Annotated in this window: 26 protein-coding genes; 8 read left to right on the top strand and 18 right to left on the bottom strand. The window is 64.9% G+C overall.

Going from position 1 to position 24,756, the window contains the following annotated elements; all coding sequences use genetic code 11:
* Positions 1 to 1,788: phosphate acyltransferase (locus C449_RS04055; RefSeq protein WP_006076671.1), on the top strand; the 1,788-nt coding region annotated here is incomplete at its 5' end.
* Between the two features lie 41 nt (positions 1,789 to 1,829).
* Here the strand turns inward: C449_RS04055 and npdG are convergent.
* The 4 genes from npdG to C449_RS04035 form a co-directional block, all read right to left on the bottom strand.
* Positions 1,830 to 2,495, bottom strand: a complete 666-nt coding sequence (gene npdG, locus C449_RS04050) for an NADPH-dependent F420 reductase (protein ID WP_006076669.1) — start codon at positions 2,493 to 2,495, stop codon at positions 1,830 to 1,832.
* Between the two features lie 40 nt (positions 2,496 to 2,535).
* Positions 2,536 to 2,739 carry a DUF7534 family protein gene (locus C449_RS04045; RefSeq protein WP_006076668.1) on the bottom strand — a complete coding sequence of 68 codons (204 nt, stop codon included), beginning with the start codon at positions 2,737 to 2,739 and terminating at the stop codon, positions 2,536 to 2,538.
* Between the two features lie 101 nt (positions 2,740 to 2,840).
* Positions 2,841 to 3,719 (bottom strand): TIGR01548 family HAD-type hydrolase, encoded by an 879-nt coding sequence (locus tag C449_RS04040; RefSeq protein ID WP_006076667.1) that lies wholly within the window; start codon positions 3,717 to 3,719, stop codon positions 2,841 to 2,843.
* A gap of 6 nt (positions 3,720 to 3,725) precedes the next feature.
* Positions 3,726 to 4,199 (bottom strand): UPF0146 family protein, encoded by a 474-nt coding sequence (locus C449_RS04035; protein WP_006076666.1) that lies wholly within the window; start codon positions 4,197 to 4,199, stop codon positions 3,726 to 3,728.
* Between the two features lie 39 nt (positions 4,200 to 4,238).
* On the opposite strand from C449_RS04035, the gene C449_RS04030 reads away from it, so the two are divergent.
* On the top strand, positions 4,239 to 4,760 hold the full coding sequence (locus C449_RS04030; RefSeq protein ID WP_006076665.1) for an archaemetzincin family Zn-dependent metalloprotease: 522 nt from the start codon (positions 4,239 to 4,241) through the stop codon (positions 4,758 to 4,760).
* Between the two features lie 58 nt (positions 4,761 to 4,818).
* On the opposite strand, the gene C449_RS04025 is transcribed toward C449_RS04030, so the two are convergent.
* The 4 genes from C449_RS04025 to C449_RS04010 form a co-directional block, all read right to left on the bottom strand.
* Complete coding sequence (locus C449_RS04025) at positions 4,819 to 6,156, bottom strand: tryptophanase (protein WP_006076664.1); 1,338 nt, start codon at positions 6,154 to 6,156, stop codon at positions 4,819 to 4,821.
* A gap of 132 nt (positions 6,157 to 6,288) precedes the next feature.
* The gene (locus C449_RS04020; protein WP_006076663.1) at positions 6,289 to 7,059 is read right to left on the bottom strand and encodes a class I SAM-dependent methyltransferase; all 771 of its coding nucleotides are present in this window, start codon (positions 7,057 to 7,059) and stop codon (positions 6,289 to 6,291) included.
* Between the two features lie 168 nt (positions 7,060 to 7,227).
* Positions 7,228 to 9,039 carry a ribosome biogenesis/translation initiation ATPase RLI gene (locus C449_RS04015; protein WP_006076662.1) on the bottom strand — a complete coding sequence of 604 codons (1,812 nt, stop codon included), beginning with the start codon at positions 9,037 to 9,039 and terminating at the stop codon, positions 7,228 to 7,230.
* Positions 9,039 to 9,341, bottom strand: a complete 303-nt coding sequence (locus C449_RS04010) for an EMC6-like membrane protein (RefSeq protein WP_006076660.1) — start codon at positions 9,339 to 9,341, stop codon at positions 9,039 to 9,041. Before C449_RS04010 ends, C449_RS04015 begins: the two co-directional genes overlap by 1 nt.
* 126 nt (positions 9,342 to 9,467) lie before the next feature.
* Here C449_RS04010 and C449_RS04005 point away from each other — a divergent pair, with 126 nt between their 5' ends.
* Positions 9,468 to 9,743, top strand: a complete 276-nt coding sequence (locus C449_RS04005) for a hypothetical protein (RefSeq protein WP_006076659.1) — start codon at positions 9,468 to 9,470, stop codon at positions 9,741 to 9,743.
* Positions 9,744 to 9,761: 18 nt separating this feature from the next.
* On the opposite strand, the gene C449_RS04000 is transcribed toward C449_RS04005, so the two are convergent.
* The 3 genes from C449_RS04000 to C449_RS03990 are packed head-to-tail and all read right to left on the bottom strand — an operon-like array spanning position 9,762 to position 11,300.
* A complete protein-coding gene (locus C449_RS04000; protein WP_006076657.1) occupies positions 9,762 to 10,742 on the bottom strand; it encodes a mechanosensitive ion channel family protein in 981 nt (326 codons plus the stop codon).
* Positions 10,742 to 10,993 (bottom strand): YhbY family RNA-binding protein, encoded by a 252-nt coding sequence (locus C449_RS03995; RefSeq protein ID WP_006076656.1) that lies wholly within the window; start codon positions 10,991 to 10,993, stop codon positions 10,742 to 10,744. Before C449_RS03995 ends, C449_RS04000 begins: the two co-directional genes overlap by 1 nt.
* A gap of 31 nt (positions 10,994 to 11,024) precedes the next feature.
* Positions 11,025 to 11,300, bottom strand: a complete 276-nt coding sequence (locus C449_RS03990; RefSeq protein ID WP_006076655.1) for a ribonuclease P protein component 4 — start codon at positions 11,298 to 11,300, stop codon at positions 11,025 to 11,027.
* A gap of 157 nt (positions 11,301 to 11,457) precedes the next feature.
* Here C449_RS03990 and C449_RS03985 point away from each other — a divergent pair, with 157 nt between their 5' ends.
* The 3 genes from C449_RS03985 (at position 11,458) to C449_RS03975 (ending at position 14,201) form a co-directional block, all read left to right on the top strand.
* Entirely contained in the window at positions 11,458 to 11,859 is a 402-nt protein-coding gene (locus tag C449_RS03985) for a VOC family protein (RefSeq protein WP_049913869.1), read from the top strand.
* Positions 11,860 to 11,965: 106 nt separating this feature from the next.
* Positions 11,966 to 13,075 carry a glycosyltransferase family 4 protein gene (locus C449_RS03980; protein WP_275039162.1) on the top strand — a complete coding sequence of 370 codons (1,110 nt, stop codon included), beginning with the start codon at positions 11,966 to 11,968 and terminating at the stop codon, positions 13,073 to 13,075.
* 25 nt (positions 13,076 to 13,100) lie between these two features.
* Positions 13,101 to 14,201, top strand: a complete 1,101-nt coding sequence (locus tag C449_RS03975; protein WP_006076650.1) for a glycosyltransferase — start codon at positions 13,101 to 13,103, stop codon at positions 14,199 to 14,201.
* 35 nt (positions 14,202 to 14,236) lie between these two features.
* Here the strand turns inward: C449_RS03975 and C449_RS03970 are convergent, their stop codons facing one another.
* A complete protein-coding gene (locus C449_RS03970) occupies positions 14,237 to 14,947 on the bottom strand; it encodes a hypothetical protein (RefSeq protein ID WP_006076649.1) in 711 nt (236 codons plus the stop codon).
* A 679-nt stretch (positions 14,948 to 15,626) separates the two neighbouring features.
* On the opposite strand from C449_RS03970, the gene C449_RS03965 reads away from it, so the two are divergent.
* The gene (locus tag C449_RS03965; RefSeq protein WP_006076648.1) at positions 15,627 to 16,409 is read left to right on the top strand and encodes a 2-amino-3,7-dideoxy-D-threo-hept-6-ulosonate synthase; all 783 of its coding nucleotides are present in this window, start codon (positions 15,627 to 15,629) and stop codon (positions 16,407 to 16,409) included.
* 39 nt (positions 16,410 to 16,448) lie between these two features.
* Here C449_RS03965 and C449_RS03960 read toward each other — a convergent pair whose 3' ends face one another.
* The 6 genes from C449_RS03960 to C449_RS03935 all read right to left on the bottom strand — a co-directional run bounded on the left by C449_RS03960 (position 16,449) and on the right by C449_RS03935 (position 23,452).
* Positions 16,449 to 16,796: a cupin domain-containing protein gene (locus C449_RS03960; protein ID WP_006076647.1), complete on the bottom strand. Its 348-nt coding sequence runs from the start codon at positions 16,794 to 16,796 to the stop codon at positions 16,449 to 16,451.
* Positions 16,797 to 16,922: 126 nt separating this feature from the next.
* Positions 16,923 to 17,714 (bottom strand): SDR family oxidoreductase, encoded by a 792-nt coding sequence (locus C449_RS03955; protein WP_006076645.1) that lies wholly within the window; start codon positions 17,712 to 17,714, stop codon positions 16,923 to 16,925.
* 69 nt (positions 17,715 to 17,783) lie between these two features.
* The gene (locus tag C449_RS03950) at positions 17,784 to 19,313 is read right to left on the bottom strand and encodes an aldehyde dehydrogenase family protein (protein ID WP_006076643.1); all 1,530 of its coding nucleotides are present in this window, start codon (positions 19,311 to 19,313) and stop codon (positions 17,784 to 17,786) included.
* Positions 19,314 to 19,405: 92 nt separating this feature from the next.
* Positions 19,406 to 20,899: a sodium/proline symporter gene (locus tag C449_RS03945; RefSeq protein WP_006076641.1), complete on the bottom strand. Its 1,494-nt coding sequence runs from the start codon at positions 20,897 to 20,899 to the stop codon at positions 19,406 to 19,408.
* A 147-nt stretch (positions 20,900 to 21,046) separates the two neighbouring features.
* On the bottom strand, positions 21,047 to 22,210 hold the full coding sequence (locus tag C449_RS03940) for a pyridoxal phosphate-dependent aminotransferase (RefSeq protein ID WP_241430067.1): 1,164 nt from the start codon (positions 22,208 to 22,210) through the stop codon (positions 21,047 to 21,049).
* A gap of 84 nt (positions 22,211 to 22,294) precedes the next feature.
* Positions 22,295 to 23,452: an NAD(P)/FAD-dependent oxidoreductase gene (locus tag C449_RS03935; protein WP_006076637.1), complete on the bottom strand. Its 1,158-nt coding sequence runs from the start codon at positions 23,450 to 23,452 to the stop codon at positions 22,295 to 22,297.
* A 178-nt stretch (positions 23,453 to 23,630) separates the two neighbouring features.
* Between C449_RS03935 and C449_RS03930 the strand changes: the two genes are divergently transcribed.
* Positions 23,631 to 24,662: a proline racemase family protein gene (locus tag C449_RS03930; protein ID WP_006076636.1), complete on the top strand. Its 1,032-nt coding sequence runs from the start codon at positions 23,631 to 23,633 to the stop codon at positions 24,660 to 24,662.
* The last annotated feature ends 94 nt before the right edge of the window (positions 24,663 to 24,756 follow it).

Below are 24,756 nucleotides of genomic sequence, written 5' to 3'. Positions count from 1 at the left end.
ATCGTCTTCTCGGGGGCGGGCGCAAGTGCGATCGCGACCGCCCGGTTCTATGTCTCGCTCGGTGCGCGCAAGGAGAACATCACGATGTGTGACTCCTCGGGGATCATCACCGAAGAGCGCGCCCAGCATGGCGACGTCAACGAGTTCAAACGGGAGTTCGCTCGGGATATCCCCGAAGGAGATCTCGCGGAGGCGATGGCGGGTGCGGACGTGTTCGTGGGGCTGTCGATCGGCGGGCTCGTCGACGAGGAGATGGTGCGCTCGATGGCTTCTGATCCCATCATCTTCGCGATGGCGAACCCCGATCCCGAGATCGGCTACGAGCAGGCCAAAGCCGCCCGTGACGATACCGTGATCATGGCCACCGGGCGGTCGGACTACCCCAACCAGGTCAACAACGTGCTGGGCTTTCCCTTTATTTTCCGAGGGGCGCTCGACGTCCGCGCCACCGAGATCAACGAGGCCATGAAGGTCGCCGCCGCCGAAGCCCTCGCCGACCTCGCCCAGCAGGACGTGCCCGATGCGGTGGTGAAAGCCTACGGCGACCAACCACTCCAGTACGGCCCCGACTACATCATCCCCAAACCCGTCGATCCTCGCGTCCTCTTTGAAGTCACGCCTGCCGTGGCNGGCGACCAACCACTCCAGTACGGCCCCGACTACATCATCCCCAAACCCGTCGATCCTCGCGTCCTCTTTGAAGTCACGCCTGCCGTGGCGCGGGCGGCGATGGACTCCGGGGCGGCTCGGACGGACCTCGATACCGACGAATACGTCGAGGAGCTCGAAGCCCGGCTCGGCAAGTCCCGCGAGATGATGCGGGTAGTTTTGAACAAAGCCAAGGCCGATCCCAAGCGGGTGGTGCTCGCCGAGGGCGACGACGAGAAGATGATCCGTGCTGCCCACCAGATCGACGAGCAGGGCATCGCCACGCCCGTGTTGATCGGCGATCGCGACCGGATCTGGGCCACGATGGACTCGCTCGGGTTCGACTTCGAGCCCGAGATCGTCGATCCCTACGAGGACGACCTCGAACCCTACGCCGACCGGATTCACGAACTCCGCAAGCGCAAGGGCGTCACCCGAACCGAAGCGGCGGACCTCGCCCGCGACGAGAACCACCTCGGCAGCGTGATGGTCGAGATGGGCGACGCCGACGCCATGCTCACCGGACTGATGCACGACTACCCGTCGGCACTCCGGCCGCCGCTCCAACTGATCGGCACCGCCGACGACGCCGAGTACGCTGCCGGGGTCTACATGCTGGCGTTCAAGAACCGCGTGGTGTTCTGCGCCGACGCCACGGTCAATCAGGACCCCGATGCGGACGTGCTCGCCGAAATCACGCGTCACACCGCCGATCTCTCCCGTCGATTCAACGTCGAGCCGCGAGCGGCGTTGCTGTCGTACTCGAACTTCGGCAGTGTCGACAACGAGGGCACCCGAAAACCGCGTCGGGCGGCAGGAATGTTGCGCGACGATCCCGACGTGGAGTTCCCGGTCGATGGCGAGATGCAGGCCGATACCGCCGTCGTCGACGATATCTTGGAGGGCACCTACGGGTTCTCCGAGCTCGACGGGCCGGCGAACGTTCTCGTCTTCCCGAACCTGGAGGCTGGCAACATCGGCTACAAACTGCTCCAGCGCCTCGGCGGTGCGGACGCCATCGGTCCGATGCTGGTGGGGATGGACCAGCCGGTTCACGTCCTCCAGCGCGGCGACGAAGTCAAGGACATCGTGAACCTCGCCGGTGTGGCGGTCGTTGACGCTCAGGAGAACGGCGAGTAGAAAGGAATCGAGCGAGCGATCTCAGTAGCGCAGTAGCCGTTTCAATCGAACTTCACACCGAGGTCAGCGAGACCCTCATTGTTGGCTGCGACGTTGATGAGCAGCGGCGTGAGGCTCTCGACCTCGGGGGCAGCCGCGAGCGGGCCGGCGTCGAGCCCGCGGAGCCCGTCGATGGCGTCGATGAGATCTGTCACGGTGGCTTTCGCGGCCTCGTCGTCCCCGACCACTGGCACGTCCCAGCCGAGATCGGCGTCGAGATCCGCGAGCCGACCGGCGGCGAGACCGTGAAACGCGCCCACGACCGGAACGTCCTCGGGCGCGGCGTCGGCCGCGAGCGCGGTCACGCTCCCGACGCCTGGTGGGTTGTAGTGCATCCCAACCTCGTCGCGTTGCATCCCGACCGCAGGGCTCACGAGGATGGTGTCGTCGAGCGAATCCGCGACCGCATCGACGGTGTCCGCGAGGTGATAGGCCGGGACGCACGCGACCGCGACATCCGCTCGATCGGCCGCCATCGGGTTCTCGAACCCGTTGATCTTCGTGTCGATCCCGCGCTCCGCGAGTTCGCCTTCGTAGGCCGCGGCGCGATCGCGGGCCTTCTCGGGGTCGCGCGAGCCGACGACGACCTCGTGATCGGTATCGCGCGGCAATCGTAGTGCGAGTCCTTCGCCGATGTCGCCCGTGCCGCCGAGGAGTGCGATCCGCATGGCGTACCCTTCGCCGTGTGGTGAATAAGCGTTGCGAGCGTCACCCGTGGTCGATCCGCTTTTCGTCGCCCTCGTCGCGATAGACACGCCAGTACGAGTACGGGATACCGATCACCAAAACCGGGATCGTGTAGTAGAGCTGTGTGAGCGGATCGGGTGGTGCGAGGACCGCTCCGAGGAAGAACGCGAGCGCCACGACACCCAGCGATGTCGCGAGGAACTGCCGAAAGCGTGACCTCGCCATACGGTCATCCTGTATGACTGTCGCATATGCGTTTCGACGACGTGGCTCGCAAGCGCACGACACCGTCAAAAATCCGACTCACGACATCGAGGGACGTCCGACTACGTCGGTTCCAGCAATCCGTCGAGATCGTTCACCGTCTCGACCACAGCCTCCGCACCCGCACGCTCGAACTTCTCGCGGCCAGACTTCCCCGAAAGGCCGCCGGTCAGCACGCCCACGCCGAGATACTCGCGGTTGGAGTCGGTCTCGCTCGCGTTCACCGCAGTACGGACATCGTCGAGCGTGTCACCGACGAACACTGTCCGGTGGGCGTCGAACTCCTCGGCAAGCGCGACGAGCGCCGTCGGATCGGGTTTGCCCGGCGCGGGATCGTCCATCGTGAACCGGTAGTCCTCGGGCACGTCGAGCCCCACCCTGTCGAGCGCGATATCGGCCTCGACGGCCGGACGACCGGTGAGTACGCCCACCGAAAACTCGGTCGTCAGTCGGTCGATCGTCGCCGGATCGACGAGGGTGGGCTCGTCGTTGATCAACCCCTCGCCAGCGATCTCGGGCTCCGGCTCACCGCCTTCGAGTTCGCGATAGAGATCGCGGCCGAGATAGCGCTGCTGGAAGACGTCGCGGAGCCGATCGCGATCCCACGCTGCGAGCACCCGCTCGCGTTCGTCGGGTGCGAGGCTGTCCGCGACCACTGTCTCGGCGGCGTCGAGCCCGCCGCCCGTCCCTGCGATGTGGTCCGTGAACTCGTCGATCGTCATATCGAGGCCCTCGCGCGACGCGAGGACGTAGAGCGCGACCGCGTGGGTGAGTTCCCAGTCGTCGTTGAACCCGCCGGCGTCCTTGAACGCCTGGAGATCGTCTCTCTCGATGGTCTCGTCGTACACCGTCGCGACCGACTCGACGATCGCCCGGCGGTACGAGTCGGCGACGTCCACGAGCACACCGTCGACATCGAGCACGACCGCATCGCCTCTCACGCGCGCTCACCCCCCTCTTCGTCCGGCGTCGCCATGCGTCACCCGTCGGTCGGGAGCCCGTGTGTCCCCGCCTCGTCCGCTCCCGACAGAGCCGCGGTCGGTCGCTCGGAACAGCGTACCGCCGGGGAGGGTTTCGGTCGCGGTCGGCACGGTCGGGAACTCGCCGCCGAGCGTGGTGAATAGAAAAGCGGCATCCACCTTTCGCGCGAGATCGCGAGCGGGACGGTGGAGTTCGGGTGGGAGGTTGCGCGCGTAGATCGCGTCGGCGTCGGTGTAGGTTTCGAGGGCGGGGTCAGTCACGTCGTCGCAGACGAACGCGACGCCGTCGGGAACCGAACGGGAGCGAATGTCAGTCGCCGTTACGGCTGCGCCCGTGTCAGCGAGCGCACCGGCGAGTCCGGTTCGCGCGCCGACGCCGACCTCGACGAGTCGATCGAAGTCCGCGAGGCGCACGGCGAGGGCGCGAGTGAGGGGGTTCACGTCGGGGTGTTTATGATTGGGGAGTTCTAATCCCTTCGCATGCACGTCGACATCGTGCCGGTCGGCGACGTCCCCGCGCCGATCACGCGGGCAGCCTCGGCCGGGCTCCGATCGGTCTACGACTGCGACGCCACGCTCCACGACGCCCGTGCGCTCCCGGCTGACGCCTACGACGAGGGCCGCGGCCAGTACCGCGCCGAGGCGTTCATCGAACTCGCCGGACGGGTCGGCGCGGCCGAAAAGAACATCGCACTCACCACCCAGGACCTCTTCTACCGCCGGCGAAACTACGTGTTCGGGCTCGCCTACCTTTCGGGCAACGGCAGCGTGGTCTCGACCTACCGACTCCAGACCCCCGCCGACGGCGGCCGCTCCGAGCGCACCGAGGACGACGTCTTCGCCGAGCGTATCCGGAAGGAGGTCGTCCACGAGATCGGCCACACACTCGGTCTCGAACACTGCGACGACGACCGGTGCGTGATGAACTTCTCGCCGACGGTACGCGAGGTCGACGTCAAACGACAACACCTGTGTGGCGACTGCCAGCGAGTCGTCGACTGAGCCAGCCGCACCCGATACCCGAACGCTGTCGTTCGTTCACTCGATCGTCGTCATTCTGTCACTCGATCGGTCGGAGTTCGGCGCTGAAGTGGCGTAGTTCCTTCATTTCTGGCTCGTCGACGATCTCGTATCCCGGGAGTTCTTCGCGGCGCTCCGCGACCGCCGCGAACGTCTCGGCGACGTGTTCGAGGTGGTCCCGGAAGTACGTTCGACGGGGAAGACAGAGCCGGACGAGTTGATCCCGTTCGGTTCCGGGGAAGGCGAGTTCGCCGAGTTCGACCCCGCGGACGCCGCCCTCGCGGTAGAGCGCGCAGACGAGCGCCTGACCCGGGAACTCCTCGTGCGGAATCGATGGCAGGAACTCACCAGCGTCGACGTAGACCGCGTGGCCGCCGGTCGGGGTACGGATCGGCACGCCGACTTCTTGGAGAAGTTCACCGAGTTCGGCGACCTGCTCGACGCGCGACTCGACGTACGTTTCCTCGACCGCCTCGCGCAGCCCGACCGCCATCGCTTCGAGATCGCGGCCCGCCATCCCGCCGTAGGTGGTGAATCCCTCGTAGAGAATGCCGCGCTGGCGGGCCTGTTCGTACAGTTCGTCGTCGTCCGCGCGCACGCCGACGAACCCGCCGACGTTCGCGAGGCCGTCTTTCTTCCCACTCATCACGATCGCGTCGGCGACCGCGAGTTGTTCGCGGGCGACGTCGGCGACGCTCTCGCCCGCGAACTCGGTCTCGCGCTGCGTGACGAAGTAGGCGTTCTCCGCGAACCGGCAGGCGTCGATGACGAGCCGTGCGTCGAGGTCGTTCGCGACCGTGCGCGCTTCGCGGAGGTTCTCGATGCTGACGGGTTGGCCGGCCAGCGAGTTGTTCGTGATCGTGACGACCACCGCGGGGATCCGCTCCGCGCCGACCTCGCTGGCGAGTTCCCGAACCCCATCGACGTCGAGGTTTCCCTGAAACGGATCGCCCGGCTCGCTCTCGATCGGACAGTCGACGGGCTCGCCGCCGGCGTTCGTGATATGCGCCCGCGTCGTGTCGAAATGGGTGTTGTTCGGGACGTAATCGCCCTTCGAGATCAGCGCGCCGTAGAGGACGTTCTCCGCGCCGCGGCCCTGGTGAGCGGGGACGATACGCTCGAATCCCATCACGTCCGCGACCGCGGATTCGAGGCGCTGGAAACTCTCGCTCCCGGCGTACGACTCGTCGCCGCGGAGCAGCGCCGCCCACTGCTCGTCGCTCATCGTCCCGGTACCGCTGTCGGTCAGAAGATCGATGAACACCGCATCTGCGTCGAGATTGAAAGCGTTGTAGCCTGCCTCGCGGAGGTAGTGCTCACGCGCCTCGCGGTCGGGAAGTTCGATCCGCTCGACCGCTTTCGCTTTGTACGCTCGCATACGCCGTCTACGGCGGAAAATGTGAAAACACTATCCGAGGAGAGACGTGGAGTAGCGGGCGTTTTCGGTCCTCAGTGATCATCTCTGACTATCGGTGCGGTCGGTGATCGCTGACTGAACTCGACATCCAATTTACGATGAGACTGTCCAAAACCGAACACTCTGTGGGACGTCGCACAGTATCTCGGGGAGATCACTTTCTGCGGGGTCGTTCTCCTCGACCTCGTAGCGCTGATGTTCGATGAGCCGTCGTACCTCGAATCCGGCGTCGACGAGGGCGTTGTGGAGGTCAGCAATCGTTCGGTCGAACACGGACAGCGTCGATTCGTAGTCCTCGTCGATCGTGATCTCCCTGGCATCGGTGTCGAAGTAACTCCTCTCGATGGTCCTCGTCCCGTTGTCGAGGTTCTCGTAGAGGGGATGCGGGACGCTGAGGACGAAGACACCGCCATCCCGTAGAACGCGATGGGCTTCGAAGAGCGCCTGGTCGAGATGCTCGACCATCTGGAACGCCGCCTCGGAGGACGCGATATCGAACCTGCCGTCGGCGAACGGAAGGTCCGTCACGTCGCCGTTGACGAACTGCGCATCGACACCGGAGAAATCTCGCAATTGCCGTGCGTGCCGCAACTGCTCGTCGGAGAAATCGATCCCAACCGCAGTCTCGGCACCTAACCTGGCCGTACCGACTGTCCCTTGCCCTCCACCACACCCCAGCTCGACGTACTCTTTGTCGTCAACAGAGGCGAGTATGTCGGGTTGAGGGCTTCCTGGCGCATCCGGATCGAACGGGGATGGAGTCGGCGGAAGCTCCCCCTCTGCCGTGTTCGCGTTCCACAGCGCCTGGAAATCCTCGCTCCACTCGTTCCAGAGTCGTCGGTTTTCCTGCTTGTGCTCGGCCATGGATCGCCGTCATCCGCACACAGTATCAATATTGTGCGTGTTCGGTGCGCCGCCACACGCAGTCGATCTCCAACTGCTGGGAGGGGTTGCACGAAACGACGGAGTGTGCCGAGAATCCGTATCGCACCGATCCCTCGATAGTACGGTTCGAGCCGCGTTTCAGACAGTTCAGGGAGCGTAGTAGTACTCGCCCTGGTCCTTCTGCTCGCGGTCGAGCTGGCTGCCGGGTTTGTTGATCCGCGGCCGACCCACACGTTCGTCGCGCCGGAAGGTGATATCGAGGTCCGCAAGGAAGCTGTTCATCCCCTCGCGCATCCCGACGGGCGTGCCGGCGTGGCCGGACTGGGCTGGCTCGCCGTCGAACACGAGGAGTCGATCGGCCAGCAGGTCGATCATGTAGATGTCGTGGTCGATCACGAGCGCAGTCGCGTCGTGGTTCTCGGTGTACCGTCGGATAGCCGAGGTAGCTTGGACACGCTGCTCGACGTCCATGTGGGCCGATGGCTCGTCGAGCACGTACAGATCGGCGTCTTCCGAGAGGCAGGCCGCGATCGCGACCCGCTGGCGTTCGCCACCCGAGAGGTCGGTCAGGTTCTGTTCCATGATCCGTTCGAGCTGGAGCGGCTGGGCGATCTCGGTGTCCCAGTACGAACTCCCGAAGTCGTTCGTGATCGACGAGAGGAACGCGTCGACCCGCATCGGCTGGTCGATCTCGATGTACTGGGGCTTGTACGCGACGTCGAGTGCGGTCCCGACGCTACCCTCGTCGGGATCGAGCTCTCCCGCGAGGAGCTCCGCGAAGGTCGACTTCCCGATCCCGTTGGGACCGACGACGCCGAGCACCTCGTTCTCGTTGATCGTGCCACCCTCGACAGTGAGGGAGAACTCGCCGTCGCCGTAGGATTTCGTGAGGTCGGGATATTCGACGAGCGGGCTGCTCGCCGCCGCGGTCCGCGGGGCGTGTTCCTCGAACTCGATGGCGTTCGGGCGGATTCGCATGTTCTCGTTTTCGAGATAGCCCGCGAGGTACTCGTTGATCCCGTTTTTCACCGATTTCGGCCCGGTGACGACGCCGTAGGCTCCGGGTTCGCCGTAGGCGACGTGGAGCGAATCGGCGAGAAGGTCGAGGATCGCGAGGTCGTGTTCGACCACGAGTACCGACCGATCCGTTCCGGTGAGCTCGCCGATCAGCCGTGCGGCGGTCATGCGCTGCCCGATGTCGAGATACGGCGTGATCTCGTCGAGGAAATAGAAGTCGGCCTCGCGTGCGAGCGTCGCCGCGAGCGCGACTCGCTGGAGCTCGCCACCGGAGATCGAGTCGATCGGTTGGTCCATCACCGGCCCGATCGAGAGCCGTTCGACGAGGTCGTCGAGGACGCCACGCTCGTCGGTCCGTTCGAGGAGTTCGCGGGTGTTGCCGTCGAAGCGATCGGGAATCCGATCGACGTACTGGGGCTTTCGTGCGACCGTCACCGATCCCTCCTGAAGCTCTTCGAGGTAGTTCTGGAGCTCCGTCCCGCGATACTCGTCCATCACCGCGTCCCACTCGGGTTCGTCGTCCCACTGCCCGAGATTGGGCGTGATCTCGTCGGCGAGGATCCGAACGGCGGTGGTCTTCCCGATCCCGTTCGGGCCGAGAATCCCGGTGACACGCCCTTCCTGTGGGGCGGGCAGCCCGTAGAGCGAGAAGGCGTTGTCGCCGTAGCGATGGACGGGATCGTCCTCGAGCTCTTGGGGGAGGTTGATGATCTCGATCGCATCGAAGGGACATTTCTCGACGCAGATTCCACAGGTCTCGCCGAGACAGATCTCCTCGGAGATCCGGATCTGATCGGGATCGCCCTCGTCGGCGTCCTCGCCCCGGGTGGTGATACACTCCTTTCCGGTGCGGTTCGGTGGGCAGTAGTTCGCACACTCGTAGTTACACCGGTCTGGCTGGCAGCTATCGAGATCGACCACCGCGATCGAGTCGTCGGCCATTACAGTGAGGCCCCGGTCGTCAGGAGGATCGTCCAGGTCACGAACCACAGCGAGAAGGTCATGAACGCGACGTAGAGGTTGTCCTTCACGCCGAAGTCCTCGACGTCGACGCCGAGGAGGCGAAGCAGCGGTAGCTGGAGAACGATCGCGCCGGCGAGCGGATAGAGCCCGATGGTGTCCGTCGCGGCGCTCGCGAGCATCGATGAGACGAGCGCGGCCGCGATACCGGAAAGCGTCGTGAGGGAAAGAACCGTCAGACTCCGGCGATGACCGGCCCGCTCGTCTACGGTCTCGGTCGACATACACCGACTCGGCGACGAGCGCTCAAAAGCCGTTCGCTCTCGTCGAACCCCGAGTACGGCCATTAGTACGGCGTCTCCGTCGCCCGGACAGCACCTTTATGCACGTCGCGTGCGTGCGTTTCGGCAATGAGTGAAACCGACGCGGAGGGGCTGGTCGATCTCCCGCCGAGCGCGAAGCTGGTCTACAAGGTGCTCGAATACAACGGTGCGCTGACTCAGAAAGGGATCGTCGAGGAGTCGATGCTCTCGGCCCGTACCGTCCGATACGCCCTCGAACGCCTCGAAGGGATCGAGGCGGTCGACGAGGACGTCTACTTCGCCGACGCCAGACAGAACCTCTACGAGATCACGGCCGAGACATCCCCAGATAACTGCGCCGAGCCGGTCGTCTGCGACGACTGACGGACCGACGCCGACTGACTACTCGAACTGTTCGATCCGCGACCCGCTCTCGACGGCGACACCGCCCGAGATGTCGACCTGCGGGTAGGGGATATCGATGCCGGCCTCGTCGAAGCGCTGCTTGACGCTTTTCACGTACTCGCCTCGGATCTGGAGGAAGTCCGCCCGGTTGGGGTTCGCGATCCAGAAGCGCGAGACCAGCCCCACGTAGGAGTCCGCGAGCGCGGCGTCACTCATCCGGACCGTGGGGGCCGGGTCGTCGAGGATATCGGGATGCTTTTCGGCTTCGTCGAGGATGATGTCGGTCGCCTGCTCGATGTCGTCCTCGTAGCCGATCCCGAACGTGAACGTGATCCGGAGCTCGTCGTTCGCCACCGGGTTCTTGATGACGCCGCCAGTGAGCACGGCGTTCGGCACCGTGAGGAGCTCGTTGTCGAAGGTTCTGACCCGTGTGACACGGAACGTGATGTCCTCGACCACGCCGGCGTACGTCCCGTTGCCGCCCGGCCACTCGATCCAGTCGCCGATCCGGAACGGCCGATCGGCGTAGATGAACGCCCCCGCGACGAAGTTCGAGAGGGTATCCTGGAGCGCAAGCCCGATCGCGAGCGTCGCAGCCGCTGCGATCGCCGCCAGTGAGGTGAAGAACCCGGAGAGACGGGCGGCCCGAAACGCGATCGCGAGCGCGACGAAAAAGAGCAGGATCTTCAGGAGTCGCTGAATCGGTTTTTTCTCGTGAGTATCGAGGCCACGACGGTCGAGCGCCCGGCCGAACAGCGGAACGACGATCGCCCGACCGAGCGCGTAGGTCACGACCAGCGCGACCACGAACGAAATCGCTGCACCGAGAAGTTTCGGATACGGGATGCCGAACTCACGCAGCATTCGACCGACTGGCCCGATCCCCTCGACGGTGACGTTCCCGGTCGCGTTCCCATCGGTCCCGTTGCCTGTCGACTGTCCCAGCTGCAACAGCCATCCCGACACGCCAGCGCGCATCAGTGGTACGTGGCGGTGTTGCCTCGTGTCTCGATCACGTCAGCCCCGGCCCGTTCCGCGAGCCGGTCGGCCAGCTCGTCAGTCGTCGTCCCACCACGCGCCGCCCGCAGGAACTTTACCTTCACGAGGTCGCGATCGCGGAGTTGGCTCTCGAGTTCGTCGGCAACCGCGTCGATCCCTCCTTTCCCGACCCGGAGAGTGGCGTCAACCTCGTGGGCACGCTCTCTGAGCGTCCGCTCATCCGTCGTCATGGACAGCCGTCGTCGCCCGGCGGACGTAACCCTACCGATACGGGTAGCGCGCCTGCGCGCCACACACACACGTGATGACCACGTGGCCGTCCTGGGTCCGAACCCGACAGTTCCGGCCCGGCCGGAGATAGGCGTCGCAGGCATCACACGAGAACCGTTTGAGCCGACGAGGCAGCGACCGACGGTTCCGTTCGGCGACTCGGCGCGCGAGCCGGACGTACTCCCGCGCGCGGTCGTCGTGGCCCGTGCTGGCGGCGTCGGCGGCGAGGGCGTGGAGACGTTCGATGCGTTCGTCGGCGAGAGTCATCGTTGCAGTCGGCTGAAGCCGTTCGATAGTGGATTCACCGCCGGCGTACATCGGTCTTGCCTTCGCGTTCGGAGAGAGTCATAAAACCCAGTCGTATCCCTCGAAGACGGTCGAAATACTCGGCGTGTTTATCAATTCTGAGTGCCTCTTCGTTCTCATGGATCCACGAATTACCCTCGTTACGCTCGGAGTCACGGGTATCGACGAGTCGATTCGCTTCTATCGAGACGGTCTCGGGTTTCCTTTGCAGGACCGTCAAGAAGATAGTGATGTCGCCTTCTTTACGCTCGACGGAACGTGGCTTTCGATTTACCCAAGAGAGCTGCTCGCCGAAGATGCCACTATCTCCGACGATGGAACGGGCTTTTCCGGAGTTACCCTAGCTCACAACGTCTCTACGGAAGCCGAAGTCGACACGATTCTCAAAGAAGCCGAAGCCGCTGGCGGTCGCATCGTCAAACCTGCTCAAGAAGTCTTCTGGGGCGGATATTCGGGATATTTTGCCGATCCTGACGATCATCTCTGGGAAGTAGCGTACCCGGATCTGACGGAGTGGTGACTGCTCTTGCGGCCTGTCTCGAACACGAGAGGACACGCTCGCAAAACGGTTCACTGATCGGTTCGTCGGGATTTGGCGTGAGATCAGGCCTGTTGGGAACCGTTCTATAACGCTCTCCTCCGCGTTCCGGTGGAGTTATTCGGCCCGCCGTCGCGGCTGGGGTGTGCGCGCGCTCAACTACCTCGAACTCGAAGGGATGCTCGAACGCAGCGGGTGGGCCACCGCCGCTGCCCAGCAGCGCCAAGCACTCGCTGCCACCGACATCGAGGTCGTGACGTCGCCGTGGCACGGCGGCGACCTCCCTGCGGCCACGGGCTCGCTCGCGACGGGTGGAGGTCTTTTCGCCGAGTACGACCTCGCGCACTGTCACGCGCCCGGTCCAGGCAGCCTCGCGGTCGCCCGCCACGCCCGAAAATCCGGTACTCCGCTGGTGCTCCACGCCCACATGACCGCCGAGGACTTCGGCGAGTCGTTCCGGTTTTCGTCGCAGGTCGCTCCCGCACTCGGCCGCTACCTCCGGCGGTTTTACTCCCAGGCCGACCTCGTGCTGTGTCCGAGTCAGTACACGAAGGGGCTGCTCGAAGACTACCCCGTGGACGCCCCCATCAGGACGATCACCAACGGCGTCGACCGCGATGCGCTCGCAGGTCACGAATCGCTCCGCGAAGAGTATCGTGATCGGTACGACCTCGACGGACTGGTGGTGTTCGCGGTCGGCAGCGTCTTCGAGCGCAAGGGCCTCACGACGTTCTGCCGGCTGGCAGAGGCCACCGACCACGAGTTCGCGTGGTTCGGGGCATACGATACGGGACCACACGGGTCGCCGGTGGTGAAACGCTGGACGAACGACCCGCCCGAGAACGTCACCTTCACCGGCTGGGTCGACGACAAGCGCGGCGCGTTCGGCGCTGGCGACGTGTTCTGTTTCCCGACGAAAGACGAAAACCAGGGCCTCGTCGTGCTGGAAGCGATGGCGTGTGGCAAACCGGTCGTCATCAGCGACATTCCGGTGTTCGAGGAGTTCTTCACTCACGGCGAGGACTGCCTGAAATGCGGTAGTGAAGCGGAGTTCCGCGCGGCGCTCGATCGGCTCGCCGACGACCGTGCGCTCCGCGAGCGCCTCGGCGCGAACGCGCGCGAAACCGCCGCCGAGCACAGTTTAGAACGGGTCGGCGAGGAGCTATCGTCGATCTACCGCGAAGTCACAACGGCTTAATTCTCCCTCCCAGAACCGTCCGGGGATGCCACCACACGTCGCCGCGTTCACCGACACCTACCTCCCGACGGTGAACGGCGTCACGTACACCATCCGGGCGTGGCGCGAGCACTGGAGCGAGCGGGGCGGCCGGATGGACGTGATCTATCCCGACAGCGATCACGATCGCGAAACGGGTGAGCACCCCGTTCGAAGCGTCTCCTTTCCGTTCTACGATGGGTACCGGATCGGTGCGCCGACGGTGCCGGACGACGTTCGTGATGCGGATGTCGTCCACGCCCACACCCCGTTCGGGGTCGGGCTCGCTGGTCTCCGACTCGCCCGCCGAACCGATCGGCCCCTCGTCGCGTCGTATCACACGCCAGCGGCGGAGTATGCGGGCTATCTCGCGGAGGGATGGCTGATGAACGGCGTTGCGCGTGCGGGCAACGCCTACGAGCGGTGGTTTCTCGACCGCGCCGACCGGGTGATCGCGCCGAGCGACACGACAAAAACGGCACTCGAAGCGCGCGGTATCGGGCCCGTTTCCGTGGTCACGAACGGGATCGACATCGACCGATTTTCGCCGACCGATGCCGCAGCGTTCCGCGCGCGCTACGATCTCCCCGAGCCCGGCGAACGGCCGGTCGTGGGCTACACCGGCCGCCACGGCTTTGAGAAACAGCTCTCGGACCTCGTGGCGGCGGCCAATGGAACGGACCTCACGGTGGTCTTTGGGGGCGACGGTCCCGCGCGCAAGACCCTGAAGGAGCAGGTCGCGGACAGCGATGTCGACGTTCGCTTTCTCGGCTTTCTCGACCGCGACGAGCTACCGGCGTTTTACTCCACCCTCGACGTGTTCGGGTTCCCGAGTCCGGTCGAGACACAGGGCCTCGTCGCCCTCGAAGCGATGGCCTGCGGGACGCCCGTGGTGGGTGTCGAGGCGGGCGCGCTCGCCGAGACCATCGACGATGGCGCGACGGGCTATCACTACGATCGCGGCGACGTCGCGGGCTTTCGCGCCGCGCTCGATCGGGCGCTCGGAGAGCGCGACCGGCTGGCGGAAACCTGCCTCTCACGGCGCGAATCGATGAGTGTCGAGCGCGCGGTCGACGCGCTCGCGGCAGTGTACGACGCGGTGGAGTGAGACGACGTGCGGTAACGTGATCGGCTGCGATCGAGTTAGGCAGACACGCCGTCGAGGCTCGCGTAGGTGCGCGCCATCGCGATCCAGAGCAGGACGAACGCGATCGCGACCGCGATCGTCCCAGCGAACAGCCCGAGCGGCGCGAGCGATCCGGTGAGTGCGGTCGCGAGAACCACCGAGACGACGAACAGGGTCGCGTCGATCAACAACACGGCGACCGCGATCCCGAGCAGCGTCGTCCGATGGCCGTCGGTGGACGCCCAGCTCCGGCGGAGTGCGGACGCAGCGTTCGCGTCCTCGACCGCGACGAACGGTAGCACGAGTAGGAGTGCCCCGAGGACGAACACACCAGGCACCACCAACACGACGAGACCGAGCGCGACGAGGACGGCCACGACCAGCGCGCCGACGAGCCAGTTCGCGAGCGCCGGCGCGACCCCACGGGTCAGATGCTCGCGCTCGACGACTCCCCACCGGGTTGCGAACACCCGAATCGTGACGAGGCCGACGTAACCCGCGACGACACAGACGACCGCGAGCCCGATCACCGGAACGGGGTCGAGCGTGAGGGTGAACGGGTCGCCGGAGCCGGAGAGCACCGCATCGGGCACGATTCGATAGACCGGCCCCGCGAGCAGCGCAACCAGCGTCTGGACGACGGCGAGACCGAGGAGGAGGAGCAACGCCGGTCCGGTCGCCAGCCGCCGAAGCGACTCGCGCAGGACCGAGGCGACGCCGAGTGTCATACCCGGAGTGATTCGAGCGCGGATACTGTGCCTTGCGGTTTGCTCGGAATACGACACACCGACGCACTGCCCCGACCGTCGTCCAGCCACGAACGACGACCGGTTACCACATCAGATCTATTAGAATTTTATTCCCGGATTTGCGAATGTCCATCGACCATCGAATCAGTAGCCACTATGAGGATATCGATACGGAGTACAAAAGCCAAATTTCGACAAGAGACGCGGTCGAAAGTCGAACGGATATATCTACACTAATACCGATGACCGGCAACCGAATTCGAACGATGGCATTTCGACGATCGCATTCCAAATAGTCGGTTCATACTGTTCTATTCCCTCTCAGTTCTACTTTTGAGGTTAGTGCGCCAGTTCAAGCATCGGCTGAAGGATGCATACACCGGAAGTAGAGTACAACGAATGAGTCCGACGATAACTGTTCAGCACCTCGTTGCGCTCTCCCTTTCACGATTGGATGTTCTCTCGAAAACGACGGGTAGTGAACGATCAGGATATCGATCGGCGGCTTTCACGGAATTTACACGAATAACTTCGGGTGCTTTGTTCTAATTAGGATTGTGGTCAATCCGATTGCGGTCGTGACCCACAGTTCACCACGAGGGTGGATCGCCAATCCGAGCCGGAACAACTTATAGGGAACAGGACGGTGAGAGAATCGATGACAGTCGGCGTTACAGCGCGGCTCGACAGAATCGGAACAGACGGACGCATCGTGAACGTGCCGATGGACCACGGAATTACCCTCGGCGCGGTCGACGGCCTCCGCCGGATCGAGGCAACGATCGACGCGGTGACCCGCGGCGGCGCGGACAGCGTGTTGACCCAGAAGGGGCTCGCGCCGCGGGTACACCCCAACAAGAACGGGGCTGGCTACATCGTTCACCTGAACGCGTCGACCGCGACTGGGCCGGACACCAACGACAAGCGACTCACCGGAACAGTCACCGAAGCCGTCCGAGCGGGTGCGGACGCGGTCTCGCTCCACGTGAACGTCGGGAGTGATTTCGAGCCGCGCCAGCTCGAACAGCTCGCGCAGATCACACGGACCGCCACCGAGTATGGAATGCCGGTGCTCGCGATGACGTATGCCCGCGGGCCTGGTGTCGACGAAAGCGATCCGGAACGCCTCGCCCATGCCGTACGGCTCGCGGAGGAGGCCGGCGCGGACGTGGCCAAGACCGCCTACAGCGGCGACGCGGCGAGTTACGAACGTGTGACCGAGGCGACGGGCCTCCCCGTCATCATGGCCGGCGGCGATCCCGAAGGGAACGAAGCGACGCTCGAAAACGTCCGCGGGGCGATGGACGCGGGTGCGGCCGGCGTCTCGATCGGGCGAACGGTCTTCCAGCACGACGATCCCGAAGCGATGACGCGCGCGGTCACAGCCGTGGTCCACGACGACCGCTCGGTCGACGACGCGCTGGCTCGGGCCGAGCTGTAAATCGGACGCTGTTCGAAAACTGTGTGAGGGCGCGAGCCGTCACTCCTCGCGGTCGGTCCAGAAGTCGAAGCCGCGACCCGGAGCGAAGACGTCGATGGCGACCGCCCGCTCGTCGCCGGTGTTCTCGACCCGGTGGGACTCCCACGCCTCGAGGCAGACCGAATCGAAGCGTTCGAGCGTCACCGAATCGTCCTCGGTGTAGACAGTGATCTCACCCTCCAGGACGACGCAGACCTGCTCGTTCTCGTGGTCGTGCATCGGTGAGGAGTGGCCCGGTGGCTTCTCGAACCACTCGAAGGTGAACTGGTCGCTGCCGGCGAGCGAGACGCGACGCCAGCCCTCTTCGGGCTCGTACGTCTCCGCCTCGGCGAAATCAACGTTTCTCATGTGCCTCGTCAACGGATCGAGCCCATCACTATTGAATATTGGGGAACCGACCACGATGTCATCTCTCGCTCGGGCGCTCAGTTCGAGTGGTCACCGGTCGGCGAGTGATCGAACGGCGATCTCCGATCAGAGGTTCGCAGCCCCCGCACCGCCGTCGATCGGGATCGAGACACCATTGAGGTAGCTCGATCGGGGCGAACAGAGGAAGGCCACGACCTCGCCGAGCTCACGGGGTTCACCGATGCGTTCGAGCGGGATCCCCTCGGCGCGTGCCGCGAGCCCCTCCTCGTAGGAGTCGTACTCGCCGCGCTCGACCGACTGCTCGACGAGCTCCTCGATCCGGCTCGTCTCGTGCGGACCGGGCAACACGGCGTTCGCCCGGACCTCCGGGGCGAGCTCCTTCGAGAGCGTCTTTTCGAGTCCGACGACGCTCATCCGAACGGAGTTCGAGAGCACCAGCGAGTCGATGGCCTCCTTGACGCTCCGAGAGGCGATGGTGACGATCGTGCCGCCGTCGCCATCGCGGAGGTGGGGAGCGGCCTCGCGGACCAACCGAACCACACTCATCACCAGGAGGTCGAACGTGTGATACCAATCCTCGTCGTCGGTCTCCATGAACGGGCCACTCGGCGGTCCGCCAGCGCTCGTCACGAGGTGGTCGAGCCCGTCGAACTCCTCGACGGTCGCCGTCACGAGCGCTTCGACGTCCTCTTTTTGCGTGAGATCGCCGGCGACACCGACCACACTGCCCTCGCCGAGCGCGTCGAGCTCCGCGACGGTCTCGTCGAGTCGGTCCTCGTCCCGGCCGTTGAGCACCACGTTCGCGTTCTCCTCGGCGAGCACCGCGGCCGAGGCGCGCCCGAGACCGCTGCTCGATGCCGTCACCAGCGCCACGTCGTCCGCCACGTCGAGACTCATAGCGATCGAAACGGCGTCCGCCCGCTACTTAGTCGTTCTGTTGCTTCGAATCCAAAACGTCGTCGCCGATCAGTCGTCGGTCAGGACGTCGGCGGAAAGACCCTGGGCCATCTGGATGCCCTCGGAATTGTTGAGCGTCCACGCGGTGCGGTCGGTGACGGCCTCGATGACCTCGCGAGCGCTCGGATAACCGTTGCCCGACTTCTTGACCCCGCCGAACGGTAACTGCACTTCCGCGCCGATACACGGCAGATTGCCGTACGCCAGTCCGACCTCGGCGTTGTCGCGGAAGTAGTTGATCTCGCGGTAGTCCTCGGAGATGATCGCGCCCGCCAACCCGTAGTCGGTGTCGTTGTGGAGTTCGACGGCGTCCTCGATGTCGCCCGAATATCCGAGCAGCGCGACGTGAGGACCGAAGACCTCCTCGTGGGTCACGCGGAGGTCGTCTTCGGGGTCGGCTTCGTAGACGAACGGTCCGACCCAATGGCCGTCCTCGTGGCCGTCGGGAATCTCGTCGCCGTCGAGGTCCGCGCGGTCGACGAGCACGTTCACGTCCTCGTCACGCGCGAGATCGTTGTAGCTCGTGACCTTCTCGGCGTGCTCAGGTTCGATCAACGGCCCCATGAACGTGTCCTCTTCGAGGGGATCGCCGACCGCGACATCTTCTGCGGCGTCGACGAAGCGCTCCTTGAACTCGTCGTAGACCTCCTCGTGAACCAGCAGCCGTTCGCTCGACACGCATCGCTGGCCAGTGGTTTTGAACGAACTCATCACGGCGGAGTGGACCGCGGTATCGAGGTCGGCTTCGCTCGTGACCACGATCCCGTTCTTCCCGCCCATCTCACAGGCCGCAAGCTTGCCGGGCTCGCTACCCACAGCAGAGGCAATCTCCTGTCCGACCTCTGCCGATCCCGTGAACAACACCGTATCCACACGATCATCGTCGACGATGGCCTCGCCGGCGTCGCCGTAGCCTTGGATCATGTTGAACACGCCGTCGGGAATGTCGGCCTCGGCGAACATCTCGGCGATGACCTGGCCACACTGTGGGACTTGCTCGGCGGGTTTCCAGACCACCGTATTCCCTTCGACGAGCGTGACCGCCATATGCCAGAACGGGACTGCAACCGGGAAGTTCCACGGCGTGATGCAGCCCACGACGCCCCGAGGTTTGCGGCGCATGTAGGCGTCCTTGCCGGAAATTTCGGAAGGCACGACATCGCCGTGAGGGTGACGGGCGTTGCCCGCCGCCCATTCGACCATGTGCCACGCCTCGGTCACGTCGGCCTTTCCCTCCGAGATCTCCTTCCCGCACTCTGTGGAGATGACTTCGCCGAGTTCGTCGTGGCGATCCTTGAGCTCGTGGTAGATATCCCAGAGGTACTCCGCACGGTCGGTGTACGACAGCGCGCTCCACTCCTCGAAGGCTTCGTCGGCGGCCGCGAGGGCTTGATCGACGTCGGCGTCGGTACCGCGGTGGAATTCCCCGAGCGTCTCACCCGTCGCTGGATTGGTGCTCTCGAACGTCTCTGATCCTGCTCCATCGGTCCATTCGCCACCGATGTAGTGTTGTGACGGCTCGCTGAGCTGCTGACTCATGGTGTGCGATCGACGGTTCGACAGCCCCCCTAATGAAAGTTCGGATGAAGAGGATCCCACCGGCAGTCGAGCGTCGACCGGCGGTGTCGGGATCAGTCCTGAGCCGCTGGCGCACCGGTGGTCGTTTCGGCCGCCTCCGAGCGCGGCCAGAGCAACGAGGCGGCGATCGCGGCCGCGAAGCCGATCGGTGGGGCGACGATCCGGACGGTGACGATCGACGTCATCCCGAGCGAGACCCACAGGATCGTGGCCGCCGGGCCGGCAACGAACGCGGCGACGAGTCCCGCCTTCGAGAAGCGGTCACGCCAGAAGAACAGCAGCGTGAACGCCGGGCCGAACGCCGAGAACAGGCCGGTCGAGGAGTAACTCACCAGCGTATAGACGAGGTTTTGGACCGAGGCCGCGATCACGAGGCCGACGACGCCGACGAGCAGCGTCGCAATCCGGGAGATCCGGAGCCGGGTCGCCTCGCTGAACTCGCGGTTCTTCGTGACGACCTTGTTGTACACGTCCTGTGCGGCGGCGGAGCTCGCCACGACGAGCTGGGAGTCCGCTGTCGACATCATCGCGGCGAGCGCACCGGCGAGCAACACCCCACCGAGCAGTCCGGGAGTGTGTTCGAGCACCATGAACGGCAGCACCATCTCACGATCGGCCGCAACCGATTGGGGCGCACCGTGAAGGACGCGCGTCAGGAGCCCGAGGAGCACCGCACCGATGGCAGTCAACACACCCCAGACCGACGCCACGATGATCGCTGTCCGGCGATCACGGTCGTTGCGGAGCGCCATCATCCTGACGTTCAAGTGGGGGTAGCCACCGAAGTACGCGAAGAGCCAGCTCAGGTTCGCTCCGAGCAGAACGAGCGCCGCCGCACCGCTCTTCCCGCCGAACCACGACGCCCTACCGCCGCCCGATGCCGCAAGCCCACCCATCAGCGACTGGTTGGGGTCGGTGAGGACGCCCGCGAGCAACACGCCGGGCAGGACGATGAGCGTGAAGACCATCAGGAGTGCCTGCATCGTGTCGGTCCAGACCACCGCGAGGAACCCGCCCGCGAGCGAGTAGAGGATGATCAGTGCCGCGACGATCAGCAGACCCGTCAACGGCGCGATTCCGAAGATCTGTTCCAAGATCTTCCCGCCGGCGAGGAACTGCGAGCCGACGTAGCCCATGTAGAACAAAAACGTCACCAGCGCCGGCAGCAGGCGCACGATCGGGGAGTCGGTCGGCATCTTCTCGGCGAGGAGGCCGATCGGCGTGATCGCTCCCGTCTCCTTGCGCCCCTCCATGAACGGCCGCGAGAAGATGATCCACTGAACGATCGCGCCGCCCGCCGTGCCGACGAGTACCCAGACCGACGACAGCCCCGCTGACCACGCCAGCCCGGGAATACCGAGCAGCAGCCAGCCGGACATGCCGGAACTCCGCTCGGAAAGCGCGAGCGCCCACCCAGGAAGCTGATCACCGCCGATGAAGAAGTCCTCCTCGGAGTTGACCTTCTTCGATCCCCAGTAGCCGATGACCACGACGATCAGCAAGTAGCCGACCAAGCCGACGGCTGTGTACGCACCTGCTTGTACCATGTGTTACGTTCCTCCGAGCATCGGTACCACACCACCCCACATATAATTAGTGATCGATATTCCCGACAGAGAGGACGAAAATTACCTGTCGCGATCGTCGTCGCTGGCCAAAATCCACCCACGAGGGCGTTCTTCGGCCGTTTCGGGCTACAGCCAAGCTTCGAGTCGATCGAACGCCTCGTCGATCCGCTCGCGAGAGTTGGCGTAGGCGATCCGGAACCGCCCCTCGCCGGCGTCGCCGAACACGGTGCCGGGAACGAACGCGACACCTGTATCCGCGAGGAGCGAGGTAACGAACGCCTCTGCATCGGAGTGGCCGGCAGGCGTGGTGGGGAATGCGTAGAACGCGCCGGCGGGGGCCGGACACGACATTCCAGGGATCGCGTCGATCCGTTCGAGGACGCGCTCGCGGCGACGGGCGAACGCCTCGACCATCGGCTCGTGGAGCCCACTCTCCAGGGCACGGACGCCCGCGTGCTGGGAGAGCGAGGGCGCACACGTCGTCGTATACTGGCGGACGCGGACGATGGAATCGACCAGCTCGGCAGGAGCAGCGAGGTAGCCGAGCCGCCAGCCGGTCATCGAATATGCCTTTGAGAACCCGTTGATCGTGATCGTCCGGTCGAAGAGCGCGTCCCGCGCGGCCGGGCTGTGATGGGCGGCGTCCCCGTACCGGATCTTCTCGTAAATTTCGTCGGAGAGCACGAGGAGGTCGTTGTCGACGGCGAAATCGGCGACCGCATCGAGATGGTTCCCGTCGACGACACCGCCAGTCGGGTTGTGTGGACTGTTCAACACGAGGAGCCGGGTTCGATCCGAGACTGCCGCCCGCAGCGAGTCGAGGTCGGGCTGGTAGCCCGTCGCCGGATCGAGTCGGTAGGGAACGGGCTCGCCGCCCGCGAGCGAGGTGATCGGGCCGTAGGTCCACCGTGGATCGGGGACGAGAACCTCCGCACCCGGCTCGACGAGCGCGAGCATCGTGACGAGCACCGCCTCGGTCGCGCCCGTCGTCACCACGATCTCGCCGTCGGGATCGTACTCGACATCGTTCTCGGCCGCCAGTTTGTCCGCAATCGCCCTCCGGAGCGGTTCGATCCCGTAGTTCGAGGTGTAGTGGACGTGGCCGTCGGCGAGCGCCTCGCGCGCCGCGTCACCGATCGGGGCCGGCGTGTCGAAGTCCGGCCGACCAATCTCGAGGTGGACGACGTCCCGGCCCGCGGCTTCGAGCCGGTCACACTCCTCGAAGATCGTCCTGATACCGGAGAACGGGACTCGTTCCATACGGCTAGCTGCGCGGTCGGCATCTGCCATGCACCGATCCTCCACACCGGCGATAATAAAACCACCAGCACCATCGGCACACGACTGGGTTGCGACCGGTTCGTGATCGACTGCTCAGTTGATGACCGTCCCCTCTTCGAGATGGGCGTCACGATCGAATCGGTCGGCTCCCAGCGAGGAGACATCGACGAGCGACGGTTCGCCCTCGTCGATCAGTTCCGCGACGAGCTTGCCGGTCGCGGGGGCCTGCATGAATCCGTGGCCGGAGAACCCCGCTGCGGTCACGAACCCTGGCAACGTCTCATCGATGATGGGGTGATGGTCGGGCGTCACCGCGTAGAGCCCGGCCCACCCACGCTTGACCCGCGAGTCGGGACCGAAGTAGTCGGCGCACTCCGCCGCTGCCTCGATCGCCTCGGCAGCCCAGTCGAGATCCATCTTCTTCCGGTAGTCGTCGGGGTTCATCGTCGGATCGGCGTCGGCGAAGTGACCGCCGACGACCGCGCCGCCGTCGCGCTCGGGGCGAAAGTGGACGCTCTGATCGAGATCGATCGTGAACGGTATCGAGGAATCGATCGGGATCTCGGGGTCGGCGACCATGAGTTGACGGCGGCGCGGCACGATCGGGAGGTCGAGACCCGCCATCTTACCGACTCGGCTCGCCCACGCGCCCGCCGCGTTCACCACGTAGTCCGACTCAATCGTCCCCTCGTCGGTGCGGACGCCGGTCACGCGCTCGCCCGTCTCCTCCTGGAGGACATCGGTCACCGCGACGCCGGTCCGGATCTCCGCACCGGCCTCGTTCGCCGCAGCCGAAAAGCCCTGGAGCGCGAGGTGGGGGTCAGCGAACCCATCGGCCGCACGGTACGTCGCACCGCGAAACTCCTCTGTCCGGAGTTCTGGACACCGGTTTTCCGCTTCGACTGGCGTTAGAAATTCGCTATCGACCCCGAGACGGTTCTGCTGGCGGACGTTCTCGCGGAAGCGCTCCGCGGTGGACTCCCGCCGCGCGAGAAAGAGATAGCCGGGTCGGCGGTAGCCGATTGCGGTGTCGAACAGCTCCTCGAAGCGCTTCCAGACCGCGATGCTCTCCTGTGAGAGGCGGGCGCTCACCGGTGAGGAGAACTGGGCGCGGATCCCGCCGTTCGCCCGATCGGTGCTGCCCGCCCCGATGGTGGATTTCTCGAGGACGACTACGTCGACGCCGCGCTGGCCGAGATAGTGGGAGGCGGCGAGGCCGACGATGCCGCCACCGATGATACTCACCCGCATGGCCTCTCTTTTTCGACCGGCATACATAACTCGTGTGGTCGTCGTGGTTTCATTCCGTCTGCTGTCGTCAGCTTCTTGCTACACACGTAGATATATGCCCAGGCAGCGAGTACCCGTCGGTGATGGGACATTTGACGACGATCGTCACGACCGAGCACCGGACAGCCAGGGACGAACCGTGACGACTGACGATGTGGAGTGGCAACCGCCAGCAGACTGGACGACCGTCGAAACGATCGACACGCACACCGGCGGGGAGCCGCTGCGGGTCGTCCTCAACGGACTGCCGCCGCTCGCGGGCGACACGCTCCTCGAAAAACGTCGGTACATGGAGCGCAAGCTGGATGCGTACCGCAAGGCGCTGATCTGGGAGCCGCGCGGACACGCCGACATGTACGGCGCGATCCCGACCGAACCGGACACCGAGCGCGCCGATTTCGGCGTACTGTTCATGCACAACGAGGGCTACAGCACGATGTGCGGCCATGGGATCGTCGCGCTCGCTACGATCGCCGCCGAAACCGAGTACCTCCCGGACGTCGAGAGCGAGATTGCGATCGATACCCCGGCCGGACTTGTGGTGGCCGAGATCGAGCGTGACGGCGACCGGGTCGATACGGTCGAGTTCACGAACGTGCCGTCGTTCGTCGTCGCCAGACACGAGACCGTGACTGTTCCGGAGTGGGGAACGACCGAATTCGATATCGCGTTCGGCGGCGCGTTCTACGCGTACTGTGATGTCTCCCAGTTCGACGTCGACCTCACGCCGGCAGTCTTTCGGGAGCTAATCGAGATCGGGACAGCGGTCACGCGCGCGGTCGACGACGCCATCGAGATCGAGCACCCCCACGAGGACGACCTCGGCTTTCTCTACGGGACGATCCTGACGGGCGACGCTCACGGCGCGGACGCCGACAGCCGGAACGTCTGCGTGTTCGCCGACGGCGAGGTCGATCGATGCCCCACAGGGACCGGCGTCAGCGGCCGGGTCGCGCTCCGCGCCGCGGCCGGTGAGCTCGACAGGGGAGAACGGTTCGTGGTCGAGAGTATCGTCGGCTCGACGTTCACGGGCTCGTACACAGAGACTGTCGATTTCGGCGGATACGAGGCGGTTCGACCGCGAGTAGAGGGCTCTGCGCACATCACTGGCCGCCATCGGTTCGTCGTCGATCCGGCGGACCCGTTCGGCGAAGGCTTCGTGCTCCGGTGAGCGGCCGTCCCGGTCATACGACCACTTAGGGCACCCCTACGACGCCGTTCGGCCGCCAGGAACAACCTATTTACCAACCGAGCGACAACCGATA

It is taken from the genome of Halococcus saccharolyticus DSM 5350 (assembly GCF_000336915.1).
In the GTDB taxonomy this organism is placed as follows: domain Archaea; phylum Halobacteriota; class Halobacteria; order Halobacteriales; family Halococcaceae; genus Halococcus; species Halococcus saccharolyticus.
The sequence above is the reverse complement of the archived record's forward strand: the minus strand, read 5'-3'. Positions and strand labels throughout refer to the sequence as shown.